At 70.1% G+C, this 12515-nt stretch carries 10 protein-coding genes; 5 read left to right on the forward strand and 5 right to left on the reverse strand.

Going from position 1 to position 12515, the window contains the following annotated elements; translation table 11 throughout:
- From GA707_RS05430 to GA707_RS05445, 4 genes are all read right to left on the reverse strand, one after another.
- The gene (locus GA707_RS05430) at positions 1-3606 is read right to left on the reverse strand and encodes an ExeM/NucH family extracellular endonuclease (protein WP_152177388.1); all 3606 of its coding nucleotides are present in this window, start codon (positions 3604-3606) and stop codon (positions 1-3) included.
- 237 nt (positions 3607-3843) lie between these two features.
- Entirely contained in the window at positions 3844-4026 is a 183-nt protein-coding gene (locus tag GA707_RS05435) for a hypothetical protein (RefSeq protein WP_152177389.1), read from the reverse strand.
- Between the two features lie 116 nt (positions 4027-4142).
- On the reverse strand, positions 4143-4955 hold the full coding sequence (locus GA707_RS05440) for a S8 family serine peptidase (protein WP_193315186.1): 813 nt from the start codon (positions 4953-4955) through the stop codon (positions 4143-4145).
- Positions 4952-5515, reverse strand: coding sequence for a GAF domain-containing protein (locus GA707_RS05445; RefSeq protein ID WP_193315187.1), 564 nt, complete (start codon positions 5513-5515; stop codon positions 4952-4954). The genes GA707_RS05440 and GA707_RS05445 overlap by 4 nt, the downstream gene beginning before the upstream one ends.
- A 67-nt stretch (positions 5516-5582) precedes the next feature.
- On the opposite strand from GA707_RS05445, the gene GA707_RS05450 reads away from it, so the two are divergent.
- A complete protein-coding gene (locus GA707_RS05450; protein ID WP_152177392.1) occupies positions 5583-6245 on the forward strand; it encodes a Crp/Fnr family transcriptional regulator in 663 nt (220 codons plus the stop codon).
- Positions 6246-6271: 26 nt separating this feature from the next.
- Here GA707_RS05450 and GA707_RS05455 read toward each other — a convergent pair whose 3' ends face one another.
- Complete coding sequence (locus tag GA707_RS05455; RefSeq protein WP_152177393.1) at positions 6272-7963, reverse strand: MFS transporter; 1692 nt, start codon at positions 7961-7963, stop codon at positions 6272-6274.
- A gap of 110 nt (positions 7964-8073) precedes the next feature.
- On the opposite strand from GA707_RS05455, the gene GA707_RS05460 reads away from it, so the two are divergent.
- From GA707_RS05460 to GA707_RS05475, 4 genes are all read left to right on the forward strand, one after another.
- Positions 8074-9330: an NAD(P)/FAD-dependent oxidoreductase gene (locus GA707_RS05460; RefSeq protein WP_226963550.1), complete on the forward strand. Its 1257-nt coding sequence runs from the start codon at positions 8074-8076 to the stop codon at positions 9328-9330.
- A complete protein-coding gene (locus tag GA707_RS05465) occupies positions 9330-9839 on the forward strand; it encodes a 2'-5' RNA ligase family protein (RefSeq protein ID WP_152177395.1) in 510 nt (169 codons plus the stop codon). Before GA707_RS05460 ends, GA707_RS05465 begins: the two co-directional genes overlap by 1 nt.
- A gap of 65 nt (positions 9840-9904) precedes the next feature.
- On the forward strand, positions 9905-11272 hold the full coding sequence (locus GA707_RS05470) for an HNH endonuclease signature motif containing protein (RefSeq protein WP_152177396.1): 1368 nt from the start codon (positions 9905-9907) through the stop codon (positions 11270-11272).
- 54 nt (positions 11273-11326) lie between these two features.
- Positions 11327-12511, forward strand: coding sequence for a cytochrome P450 (locus tag GA707_RS05475; protein ID WP_152177397.1), 1185 nt, complete (start codon positions 11327-11329; stop codon positions 12509-12511).
- Positions 12512-12515: the final 4 nt, after the last annotated feature.

Consider the following 12515-nt stretch of genomic DNA (forward strand, 5'->3'; position numbering starts at 1 on the left):
TCAGCGGCGCACGGTGAGCGTCCCGGTGACCGTCTGGCCGGTCTCGGGCACGGTGATGGTCACTGTGTACTCGCCCGGCCCGTCGAGGTCACGGGTGCGCAGCTGGTACTGCCACTCGTCATCGGTGAACCGCATGGTGTCGGTGAGGACATCCTCGCCATCGAGGCTCACCGTGATCGTCGGGTCGAGGTCGCTCGGCGCCGAGCCGTCGCAGTCACGGAACTCCACCTTGACCGGCACGGTCGAACCGTCCTTCGCAGTGCGCTCGCCGTTCCTGAACGGTGCCGTGATGCCGTCGGTGTCGTATGCGACGGTCGCGTCCGCGGTCGTCTCGCCCAAGAGGCCGAGGCTGTCCATCACTGTCACGGTGGCCGTGTAGGTGCCTGCGGCCCCGTAGGTGTGGGTCAGCACGACGGTCCGCTCGTCGGTGCCGACGATCGTCGGCTCGGTGCCGTCGCCCCAGTCGACCGTGACGGTATGGGTGTCGTCGGCGTTCGGATAGGTGATGTCGACCGTGAGCGTCGCGTTGTCCGCACCGCACTGGAGGAAGCCCTCGCCGAAGTCCGCCTCCACCGTCGGCGCGACGTTGAGGTTCAGGCCGACCAGCACCGGGTCGTGGTCCGAGGACCGGAACTGATTGGGGCTGAAGGAGTTCTCCGGCTTCCCGAACCGCAGAAGGTAGTCCAGGACATCCGGCTCGTCGGCGTTGATGTGCCACTCCGACGCCCCGGTCACCTGGGGCGTGAGCGACTGGTTGGACAGTGCGTGGTCGAGGTAGCCGACCTTGCCGTCGAAGACGTAGCCGTAGGCGAGCTCGCCGCCGAACAGCTTGATCAGATCGGTGTACCCCGCGCCGACGAGTGCCTCGATCGGGTCCTCCATGTCATAGGAGTTGAGGTCTCCGATGACGAGGTGGTCCGGGTCCCCGCTGTCGGTCGGGTCCTCCGCGAGGAAGTCGGCGATCGCCTCAGCGGCCGCGAGTCGCGTGAGGTTGCAGTTGCCCTGACCGTCGCCAGTGTCCGGGTCACCCGCACACGCCGAACCCTTGGACTTGAGGTGGTTGACCGACACCGTGACGCGGCCGCCGGTCGCGACCTCGTCGAAGGTCTGGGTGAGCATCGGTCGGTTGAGGTCGTCGATGAACCGCGAGTCGACCGAGCTGTCGAGGATCGCGTAGTCGCCGACCGGAGTGACGTTCGCCGGCTTGTAGATGAACCCGAGCCGGATCGCGTCGGTGCCGATGACGCCGGTGTCGATGTAGTCGTAGGTGCCTGCGCCCATGCGCTCGTTCAGACCCTCGACCAGGTCCGCTGCCGGCTCGACGCCAGGGGTGTTCTCCATCTCGATGAGTCCGACCACGTCGGCGTCCAGACCTTCGAGCGCCTCGAGGATCTTGACCCGCTGACGCTCGAACTCGGCCTCGCTCTGTGCGCCGCGGCACTCCAGAGTGAACTCCGGCCCGCAGAGGTTGCCGGGCTGGTCGAGGGTGAGGAAGTAGTTGAGGACGTTGAAGCTCGCGACCTGGATGCTGCCGCCAACGTTCGGGGCGTCGGTCGGCCGCGGGTTGACGGCCTCGTACTCGCCGTACGCGGTGGGCTGGATGCGGTAGAGACCGAAGGTGTGGTCGATGACGCCGACCACTCCGGTGACCGTGTCGCCGCCGCGGAAAGAATTGTCGATGCTGAAGGGCTCCCCGTTGCCCGGGTGCGGGATCACCGCCGGGTTCTGGCTGCTGTTGTAGTCGTCCAGGGTGATGATGCGCAGCGCCTGCTCCGCGGCCAGCGCTTGAGCGGCCGCACCCGGTTCGACGACCGCCGTTGGCGTGTGCAGCCGGTCCTGGCCCTCCAGCGGCTTGGCGAGGACGACCTCGCCGAAGCGGTCGTAGTTGAAGTACTCGCTAATGACGAGCTCGTCGACGAGTTGGACGCGCATCGCCTCATACCACTCCAGCTCAGTCGTCGACACGAGCGGGAAGTCGACCTGCGTGACCGTCGGGAGTTCGACCAGCGACGCCAGTTCGTCGACGGTCACGTTGTTGGTCAGCTGGGTCTGGGAGCTGGCACCGCCGCCGCTCACGAACTCACCCACCGTGCCGGTCACCCGCACCTGATCACCCACCTCGACCTGACCCACTGTCGCGTCGCTGAAGACGAAGACGGCTTCGGACGTCATCGGGTCGGCGTCAGCGTCGACGTCCTCCTCCTGCAGGTAGTAGCCCCTTAGCCCAGGCTTGACCGCCGTGACGACCGCTTCGACGGTTGCGGTCTGGCCGACCAGGGGCGAGATGAGCCCGGACCCCTGGATCTCGTGGATCTTGAGGACGGCAGGCGGCGGGGGCTCGACCTCGACCGCGACGTTAGGTGCACCAGGGGTGTTCAGCGCCTCGCCCTCGACGGGGGTCCCGGTGAACCCGGGGATGCCGTCGAGGTCGAAGTCGTTGCGGACCCAGTCGGAGGCGGCGTCGGTGTCCGTGCCGTCGGGAATGCGCGAGGCGCCGCCGACCGTGAACGTCCCGCCGTCGAAAGACGCTGCGAGAACGGGGACGCCGTACGTCCAGTCACTGGCGCCTCCGTCCGAGACCGCCACGGAATCGGTGACGGCCGCCCATGGGGTGACGTCGAGCGTGCCGTCGTCGTTCGTGTCGAGATCGTCGCCCACCGCGCCCGCGAAGTCCTCGACGAGGAGGAGGGTGATCGTGCCGTTCTCGAGGACGCTGTTCAGGAAGCCCGTCGTCCAATGGCCTGTCGCGTTCGTCGTACCGACCGGGTGAACCGAGTCGATCACGCCTGGCGCGGTGCCGCTGAAGTCGCCCTCGATCTGGAGGATGCTGTAGCCGCTGTAGTCGGTCGACGGCGAGCCCTTGATCTCGACGTACTCGTTGGTGTCGGTCCCGATGTGGTTCGCGACGAACTCGTTGATCACCGGGCCGTCGGGGGCAACGACCCCGCAGACGTTCACCGGCGAGGCCGTGTTGCGCGGCGTGGGCGCCGCCGCGCTGAAGTCGGCGGCGTTGTCGTCGGTGTCCGTGCACCCACCGGAGGCGCGGAAGGCGGCGGTCGTCGCCGAGAGCGTCGGCGCAGCTCCAGAGCCCTCGAAAAAGTTGGCAGTGCCATAGCCGACGAGGTCGGTGATCAGGGCGAGTTGAGCCGACGAACACGGCGTACTTCCCCCATTGCAGGCCAGTGCCGTCGTGCCGTCGACGAGCGCAACCTTCCCCGCCCCCGCTGCCATTGAGATCGATCCAGAGCCGTCAGCTGTCGGCAAGGCTGAGCCGTTCGAGCCGGCCGACATGCCGACGAGGTGATACTGGCCAGGCTGGAGCGTGCCACTCAGAGCCACTACCTGGCCGAAGTTCCCGGTGCCAGTCGCACTCGCGTACTGAATAGACATGCCGGTGAGCGACACGGCCTCCGGGCCGCGGTTGAAGAGCTCGACGAAGTCGGCGTTGTAGATTGCGCCGGAATTGCCCCCAGCTCCATAGACCTGACTGATGACGACGTCGTCCGAGATGGCGTAGGCGGGAGCGGCCAGGACGGCCGGTGTTGCGAGTGCGAGTGCTGCGACGGTGGTCCGCGCGAGTGCGCGCCGAATCCGGCGACCTGCCATGGAGTCCTCCATTGGACATACGTGCTGCTCAGAGGCCCGAGCGATATCTGTGAGTCCGCTGAACGTAGCACTCCATGGGCGCCCGTGACGAGACCACGGGGGAACGAAATCGCGAACGTCGGGTGACCACCGCATACGAATGTCGTCCCGGCCCAGGTCAGCGGACCGGACATGCAGGACCCGCCGTGTGCGCGCCTCTGCTCACGGCGGGTCCTGTCCCCCTGCGACGGGGCGGAGTCAGATCCGCCCCAACCGATCCTCCTCGTCCCCGGGGAGTGGTGAGCGGCACTCGGGCGGCTCGTCCGGTGAGGCACCTGGGTAGGTCCTGAAGACGTGCCCCTCGGTGTCCTCCACACCCTCGGGTGCGACGGTGCGGCGTTTGCGGCCGATGACCTGGTCGCCGATGTCGATGTTGTCCATGGTTTCCTCCTCGCGGCGGGCCGGACGTCGCGCCCGGCTCAGGTCTCCATCCTGACCGGCTGGTGGCCGCCTGACTGTCGGCTCGGCGACACAAGTCCCGTCCTCCTGCGGACGGATCACCCGGCCGTCGCGTTCTCGGCGAGCGCCTGCAGAACCGTCTTGACCTGGAACGGCGTCAGCCACGGATGCGTGCCCAGCATGCCCGCCACCATCCCGGTCACGTGCGCCGCGGCGAAGCTGTTGCCCGTGGCGACGATCGACCCTCCCCCGGCCCAGGCCACGTCGACATCGACTCCGGTGGCGCCGAACTCGACCGGCGGATGAGGGTTCGAGGCGAGCGCCCACGGATCCGCACCCTCCCGGGCCGCGACGGAGATGACCGAGGAGTACTGCGCGGGATACGTCGGGCCGGGGACGTTGTTCGCGGCGCAGACGAGCGGAACGCCCATGAAGTATGCGTCGTCGCAGACCGCGTGCAGCGGACCGTAGAGCAGATCGCTCCGGCTCGACAGCGACAGGTTCGCGACGTGCATGCCGTTGTCGAGCGCCCACCGCAGACCCGCGAGGAAACGGGTGCCCCGGGTGCGCAGGTTCTCCCCCAGAACGCGCACGCTCCAGAGCTCGACGTCGGGTGCGAGGGTGCGGATGATGCCCGCGCAGGCTGTGCCGTGCCCGACGAGATCGTCGTGCGGCTCCTCGACGACCCGGTGCTGCTCGGGGTCGTCCGCGTCACTGACGACGGTGGCCCACCCGGCCACGCCCCCGACCCGGGGATGCGTCGCATCGATACCGCTGTCGACGACGGCGACCCGGACGCCACCCCCCGTCGCGCCGCCCAAGGCCCAGTCGCGCAGCTCTGTGATGGGGAGGGAGCGCACGGCGGCCAGCTCGCCACCGAAGTCCGCGGACCACTGCGGCAGGGAGGTCATCCGCGCCGTCCGCGCAGGTGCTCGGCGACCGCGGAGAGGACCTCGGCGGCGTGCTGGGTCGAGCGGAAGTCGCCGTCCGCCAGCCCGGCGGCCAGCTCCGCAGGTCGCAGCCGCTCGGCCGTTCCCTGCGACCGGTCGAGCAGCAGACCGACCAGCGAGGCGCATGTGCCGAGCACGGCCAGGGGCCACCCGCTCCCGAGGTCGGTCGCCGGATCGAGCACCTCGAGCACTCCGAGCATGTCGCCCTGGCCCGAGCTCACCGGCACGGCAAGCACCGAGCGGGGAACGTATTCGGTCGCCTCGGCCACGTCCCGCGCGAAGCGGGTGTCGCTCGCGACGTCGCGAACCGCGATGGCCTGGTCGGTCATGGCCACCCAGCCCGCGATCCCCCGACCGACGGGCAGCTCGACGCCGAGGATGCGGTCCGCGCCGGCGCCCGAGGCGGCGACGAACGTCAGCCGGTCACCCGCGTCCGCGACGAGGGCGCACGAGGCGGCGGCCGCCCCGAACAGGTCTCGCACGGCGGCGACGGCGGGGAGCAGGTCCGGGCGGGTCTCCATGGCCCCATTGTCCCGCCGACCTGCGCTCTCACGGCGATTCGACGCACCGCTGTGATTGACTCCGGACATGGAGTTCTCGCTCCTCGCGTCGCTGCCGGAGGAGGCCCGACGGACGCTGCTCGGCAATGTCCGTCGGCGCACCTTCGCGCGCCGCGAGGTGATCGTCCACGAGGGCGACCCGGCCGACAGCCTGCACCTCGTGCGCTCGGGACGGCTCGCGGTGCAGGTCTCCACCCCCGGTGGTCAGGTGGCGATGCTGCGGCTGATCACGCCGGGTGGCTACTTCGGCGAGGTGGCGCTCCTCGAGCGTGCCGAGAGCCGGCGCAGCGCGACGATCATCGCGCTGGAGCCGGCCGAGACGTGGAGCATCTCGAGCGCGACGTTCCATGCGCTGCGAGTCGAGCACCCGGACATCCAGCACGTGGTCATGACCGCCCTCGCCGAACGCGTCGAGGACCTGAGCCGGCGGCTGCTCGAGGCGATGTACGACGGTCTGGACCGTCGCGTCTTCCGTCAGCTTCTCTACCTGAGCGAGGTGTATGCGGAGGGGACCGGGGTCGGACCGGTCACTATCCCCCTCACACAGGAGACCCTGGCCGAGTTCGTCGGCGGCACTCGCCCCTCGGTCAACGCGGTGCTGCAGCGACTTCAGGATCGAGGGCTGATCGAGCTGACGCGCGGCCGGATCGTCGTGCTCGACCGGGCGGGGTTGGCGGCGCGGCTGGGGTAGGCCGTCGTGGCGTCCCCGATTCGAGGTCAGACGGGCTGCCGCCTGGTGGCGAGGTCCGAGGTCAGGGCGCGGACGCGCCGTTCGCCGGACATCAGAGCCAGGAACTCCTCGCGCGAGAGAGTGAGCAGCTCGGTGTCCGTCAGGGCGGTGACGGTCGCCGTGCGCGGCACGTCGCGGAGCAGCCCGATCTCGCCGAACACGTCGCCGACCGTCTCCGTCCGGATCAGCCGTCCGTCCTGGGTCACCTCGACCTCACCCGACTCGATGACATAGAACAGGTCGGAGACCTCGCCCTCGCGGACGATGACGTCCCCGGCCAGGACTGACCTCGGCTCGAATGTGCGAGCCATCTGCTCGACCATGCTCGGGGTGAGCGGCGAGAAGAGCGGCACCTCGCGGAGCAGGTCGAGCCCTCGAGGGGCGACCAGCCGCGAGTCGAGGTGGGGCATCCGCAGCGCACAGAGTCCCGTCACGACGAGGCCTCCGACCCCGATGGCGACGACCGCGCTCTGGAGACCCATGATGGAGATGAGCACCGGGGTCAGGAACGCGCCCAGGGAGGCGGCGGCGATGAACTGCGACTCGATGGCGGCGAAGACCCGGGAGAGCACGCGGTCGGGTACGAGCCGCGGCGGGATCACGCCGAACCCGACGTTGACCATGGGGTCGCTCAGTCCGATGAGGACGAACACGGCCACGATGACGACGATCTCGGGGACCAGGCCGAGCAGGACGAGCGGCACGCACCACCCGAGCACGCCGAGCACCATGAGGCGGCCGAGGCGCACCCGCCCCGCCAGGGCGAGCATGACGAGACCGCCGGTGATGGTGGCCACGCCGAGGATCGCGTTGAGCCAGCCGACGGCGTTGGGGTCGCCGATCATCTCGGCTGCGACGATGACGACGAGGACCATGAGGACGCCCGCGAGGAGTCCGTTCACGGCGAGCAGGCCGGAGAGCGCCACCATGTCCCGGTCCCGGAAGATCACCCGGAAGCCTCCGGTCGCCTCGGCCCAGAACGACTCCCCCTCCTCGTCCTCGGCCTCCGGTTCACCGCCGTCGGCCTCCTCGTGGCCCGCCCGAGTGTCGGCTTCGCGCTCGACGTGCACGCCCGAGACGAGCAGCAACGACCACACCAGCCCGAAGGCCCCGAGCAGGACGACGGGCACGATCCCCATCACCCCGAGGAGCACCCCCGCGATGGCCGGGCCGATGAACGCGGCTGTGCTGTCGACGATCTCGGCTGTCGCGTTCGCCGACGTGAGCTGTTTCGGGCTCTCCACGAGGCTGGGCAGCAGCCCGCCCTGAGCGGGGCGGAACGATGCCGCGACCATGGTGAGCAGGGTCCCGGGCACGAGGACCGCCCACACGCCCAGGTCGAAGTGGATCGCCGCGGCGATGACGAGCACGAGGACGAGCCGGACGGCGTCGTTGGCCATCATGAACGTGCGCCGCGACATCCGGTCGGCGATCGCGCCACCCACCGGACCCGCGAATGCGGCAAGGAGGGCCCGCACACCGGCCCACGTGCCGACCAGGGCCGCCCCACCCTCCTGGTAGGCCCAGACCAACAGGGCCATCGCATACGCCCAGTCGGTGATCTCCGACCCGATGAAGGCGAGCTGCAGTCGGCGGACGTTGCGGTTCACCCACACGTCTCTCACGTTGGCGCGCACGGCCGCGAGGCCGCGGACCTCCTCCTCCACCGGTGCGGTCACGGGACCAAGTGTGCCCACCTCCGGACCGTCCGTGTGTGGGCTCGCCGACAGTCGTTGTGTCGGCTGCCTGACACGGGCGGCGCTCGCGTACACCCGGCAGGATGGGCCGCATGGATGCGGACGTCGTCGTCATCGGGGCCGGCTTGGCCGGTCTGCAGTGTGCACGGGAGCTGACCGACGCTGGTCTGGCGGTGACCGTCCTCGAGGCCGGTGACGCCGTGGGCGGCCGGGTGCGCACCGACGAGGTGGACGGGTTCCTGTGCGACCGGGGGTTCCAGGTGCTCAACCCCGCGTACCCGGCAGTCCGGCGCCTCGTCGACGTCGATGCCCTTCGGCTGCAGCAGTTCGAGGCAGGAGTGCTGGTCCGCGCGGCGGATGGGTGGCGGGCTCTCGGGCACCCGCTCAAGGCGCCGGGCCTGCTCGCGCCGACCCTGCGCAGCGGCCTGCTCCGGCCGGGTGAGATCGCAGCGTTGGTCCGCTGGATGGCCCCGGCGATGGTCTCGCCACAGGGTGCCGCCCACGATGAGGACGCGGCCCTCGACGACGCCCTCGACCTCGCCGGCGTCGAGGGCCCGCTCCGCCGGGTCCTGGACCGCTTCCTCGCGGGCGTGATCGCGGACACTCACGGCCGGACATCGGCGAACTTCACCCGGCTGCTCCTGCGCAGCTTCGCCCTCGGTGCACCGGGGTTACCGGCAGGAGGTATGCGCGCGCTCCCCGAGCAGATCGCCGCACCACTGGCGGATGTGCGGCTGGGTGCGCGGGTCCAGTCGGTGGAGACCTCCGACGGCGGTTCCGGCTCGTCGGTGCGCACCGAGGACGGCGAGGTCGTGCGAGCCGACCATGTCGTCATCGCCGCAGACCCGGTCACGGCGACCGGGCTGGCCGGGTTGTCCCGGCCCGAGATGAAGGGCCTCGTCACGTGGTGGTTCGCGGCTCCGGAGCCACCGGACGCCCGCGCGTTGCTCGCCGTCGACGGGCGGAACGGGCCGGCCGGCGGGCCTCCGGGGCCGGTGTGGAATGCCGCTGTCGTCACGGCGGCGGCGCCTTCGTACTCGTCGGACGGTCGGGTCCTGGTCGAGGCGACCACCCTGCTGGACCGTCCGGACGGCGACTGCGGCGAGGGTGAGGTCCTCGACCACCTGGCCGACATGTACCGGTGCTCCACCTCGTCCTGGGAACTCGTGACCCGCCACCGCATACCTCAGGCGCTGCCGGCCGTGCCGCCGCCACTGCGCCTGAGACGACCGGTGCGCGTGCGCGAGGGCGTCTACGTCTGTGGCGACCACCGCGACACGGCGTCGATCCAAGGAGCGCTCGTGTCCGGTCAGCGCGCGGCGCGGGCCGTGATCGCGGACCGGTCCTGATGGCGCTCGCAGCGCTCGAGGCGGTCCTCGATCCGGAGTCCGACGCGGCTGTGCGTGCGTGCTGGGCGGCGCTGGATGAGGCGGGACTGCCGTCCCAGGCGCAGCACCGCGGAGAGACGAACGCACCGCATGTGACCCTTGTGAGCGCTCCGGTGGTCGGTGCGCCTCACCTCGCCGTGGCCAGGACGCTCTTGGCTCCGAACCTGCCGGTCGGGATGACTGTCGCCGGGTGGGTTCTGTTCGGCGAGGGCTCGCAGTACACCCTCGCCCTGCTCGGTGCTGCGCCGGCCGCGTTGGTGAGCGCGGTGGACGTGCTCGGCCGTGCGGTGGAGGATCCGCGGGCGGGCGCGTGGGTGCCGCATGTGACGGTGGCGCGGCGCCTCGAGGCGCGTCAGCTCGAGCGGGCGGTGGACGTGGTCGACCGGGCCGGTCTGCGGCCGGAGCGGCTGGTCCTGGCCGGGGTGCGGCACTGGGATCCGAGGACTCGGACGGTGCGGGATCTGCATTGAGATCGATTCACCGTTGACTGGGGCTTCGGGTTGTTTTTCGAACATAAGTTCGGTAATGTGTCGTCATGGAGCAGAGCCGCAGCCTTGACGAGCACCGCCAGGTGCTCGCTGCGGCCCGCGAATCCCTGGCGCAGATGGGGGATCTCCTGCATCAGTGTGGGGGTGCGGACCTGGGACCGCTCCTGAGTGAGGTCGACGCGCTCGCCGCAGAGGCCGGAGGCGTGCGGTGCGAGATCGTCTTCGAGGCCTCGCTGCGCGGCGAGATCCGTGAAGTCGGCAAATCGACTCGGGAGTGGGTGTACGAATACGCCCCTTCTCAGCGCCAGGGTGGTCACGCGCAGCTCGCCAAGCTCGTCGATCTCACTTCTGCCCGGGCGGCCCGCGCCCTTGGCGCGTCTCGATCGGACGTGTTCCTCGATCCGGACGCTCCGATCGCGATCGTGTGGGGCCGGGTCGTCACCGGCGAGGTGGCGCCTCCGTTGGCCCTGGCGATTCTCACGGAGATGGACCGGCTCACGGGGCGACTGGTCCCCGAGGCCGTCCCGACGGTGACGCGGGCGATGATCGAGCTCGGACTCGGCTGTGGGCGCGCAACGATGAGCGAACTGCGGATCCGGCTGCTGGCGATGTACGGCTCGCCCGACGAGGTGGAGGACGAGCAGAAGCGACTGCGGACGTCCGCGTTCCTCTCGGCACCGCAGGTGCGGTCGGGGGAGCTGACGATCTATCGGATGGGGCTGACTCCGGAGCAGGCGAGCATCCTCGAGGCCGCACTCGGCCCGCTGGCCAAGCCGAAGCCGAACCCCGAGACCAAGGAGCGAGACCTGCGCAGCAACGGGCAGCGGAGGGCCGAGGCGCTCTCCGAGCTCTGCTCCCAGTTCGCCGCCGACGACGCCGACCGTCAGGGTGGCGCGGCCGAGTCCGACGCCACCGTCATCGTCCAGGTTCCGCTCCAGACGCTCCGTGAGCACACCGGCGCAGGCGAGGTCATCGGGTCATCGGCGACGGGCACGCTCATCGGGGCGGAGACCCTGCGCAAGATGTGCTGCGACGCCTCGATCATCCCCGCGGTCCTCGGGTCGGACGGCGAGACCCTCGACTGGGGTCGGGTCGAGCGGCTGTTCACCCGCCGCCAGCGCCGCGCGATCTGGTCGCGCGACCGCACCTGCACCTACCCCGGGTGCACGGCACCTGCGGCCTGGACACGAGTGCATCACGTCCATCACTGGCTGGACGGCGGGTTGACCGATATGGACAACGCGGCCTTGTTGTGCCAACGCCATCACACCTATGTGCACGACAAGCGGCTCTGGGCCGTGGTCCGGCGTGAACCCGATGAGAGCGGTCGTTACGTCCACTGGGACACCCGGCCCGGGAGCTACGACGCCTATCTCGCGAAGCTGCCCGAGAACTCCCCCTGGCAGGCTGCCTGACGCAGGCCCGACCCCTGTCCGGGGAAGGCCCGCGCGCGGCTAGGCTGACCGGCGATGGAGCGATCACAGCGCCGGGCGGTCAAGGCCGGGGAGGCGAGCACCCCGCGCGTCGAACGGGAGGGCCACGTCTGGCGGATCCGCTCCCTCGAGGCGGCCCGTCAGGTCCTGCGTGCGCGGGACGCGACCAAGCAGGCCGGCTTCACAGCCGAGAAGATCCCCCAGGGATACCTCAAGCACCACCCGATCCTCGTGTCGGACGGGCCCGGCCACGACGACCAGCGTCGCAAGGTCGCCCGCTTCTTCGCTCCGGCCGTCGTCGAGCGCTACACGGCGCAGATGGAGGAGTGCGCCGACCGGCTCCTCGACGAGGCCGCCGCCCAGGGGGTGTGTGAGCTCGACAAGCTGACTCTGCTCTACACCGTCGAGATCACCGCCGAGGTCGTCGGCCTGACCGAGTCGTCGGTGCCCAAGATGGCCCGTCGTCTCGTGAGCTTCTTCAATCAGCCCGAGTTCGACATCACCAAGGACGACCTCGGCCGCTCCGGCCGGCAGTGGGCCAGGGCGGCGTGGAACGGCTTGGTCCCGATCGCCCGCTTCTACCTCGCCGACGTGCGCCCCGCCCTGCGGCGACGGCGAAAGGAGCCGCAGGGTGACGTCATCAGCCACCTCCTCGCCGAGGGCTACGACACCACCGGCGTTCTCGTCGAGTGCGTCACCTACGGCACCGCGGGCATGGTGACGACCCGCGAGTTCATCGTCATGGCGGCCTGGCACCTGCTCCACGACGACGCCCTCCGCGAGCGCTACCTCGCCGCCGAGCAGACCGAGCGACTGGCGATCCTGGGCGAGATCATCCGGCTGGAGCCGGTCGTCGGGCACCTCTACCGCCGCGCGACGGCGGAGATCGCGATCACCGACGGCGGCCAGGAGTGGACGGTCGAGCCAGGCCACCTCGTCGATGTCTCGGTGCGGGCGGCCAACGCCGACCCCGACGCCGTCGGCGAGCGTCCCCTGGAACTCTGCCCCGGTCGCGGCCTGCCCCAGGGCGTCAACGCCACGGTGCTGACCTTCGGCGACGGGGCGCACAAGTGTCCCGGCCAGCCCCTCGCGATACTCGAGGCCGACGTCCTGCTCACCCGGCTGCTTCCGCGCAAGCCGCGGATCGTCTCCGAGCCCGAGCTCGGCTGGGACAACCTCATCGAGGGGTACTGGCTGCGCGGCTTCCGGCTCGCGCTGTAGCCGA

The organism is Nostocoides sp. F2B08, from assembly GCF_009184895.1.
Classification (GTDB): Bacteria; Actinomycetota; Actinomycetes; order Actinomycetales; family Dermatophilaceae; genus F2B08.

Excerpts from the sequence above, each read along its gene's own strand:
- GA707_RS05430 (WP_152177388.1), bottom strand. The coding sequence starts at position 3,606 with ATGGCAGGTCGCCGGATTCGGCGCGCACTCGCGCGGACCACCGTCGCA.
- GA707_RS05435 (WP_152177389.1), bottom strand. The coding sequence starts at position 4,026 with ATGGACAACATCGACATCGGCGACCAGGTCATCGGCCGCAAACGCCGC.
- GA707_RS05440 (WP_193315186.1), bottom strand. The coding sequence starts at position 4,955 with ATGACCTCCCTGCCGCAGTGGTCCGCGGACTTCGGTGGCGAGCTGGCC.
- GA707_RS05445 (WP_193315187.1), bottom strand. The coding sequence starts at position 5,515 with ATGGAGACCCGCCCGGACCTGCTCCCCGCCGTCGCCGCCGTGCGAGAC.
- GA707_RS05450 (WP_152177392.1), top strand. The coding sequence starts at position 5,583 with ATGGAGTTCTCGCTCCTCGCGTCGCTGCCGGAGGAGGCCCGACGGACG.
- GA707_RS05460 (WP_226963550.1), top strand. The coding sequence starts at position 8,074 with ATGGATGCGGACGTCGTCGTCATCGGGGCCGGCTTGGCCGGTCTGCAG.
- GA707_RS05465 (WP_152177395.1), top strand. The coding sequence starts at position 9,330 with ATGGCGCTCGCAGCGCTCGAGGCGGTCCTCGATCCGGAGTCCGACGCG.
- GA707_RS05470 (WP_152177396.1), top strand. The coding sequence starts at position 9,905 with ATGGAGCAGAGCCGCAGCCTTGACGAGCACCGCCAGGTGCTCGCTGCG.
- GA707_RS05475 (WP_152177397.1), top strand. The coding sequence starts at position 11,327 with ATGGAGCGATCACAGCGCCGGGCGGTCAAGGCCGGGGAGGCGAGCACC.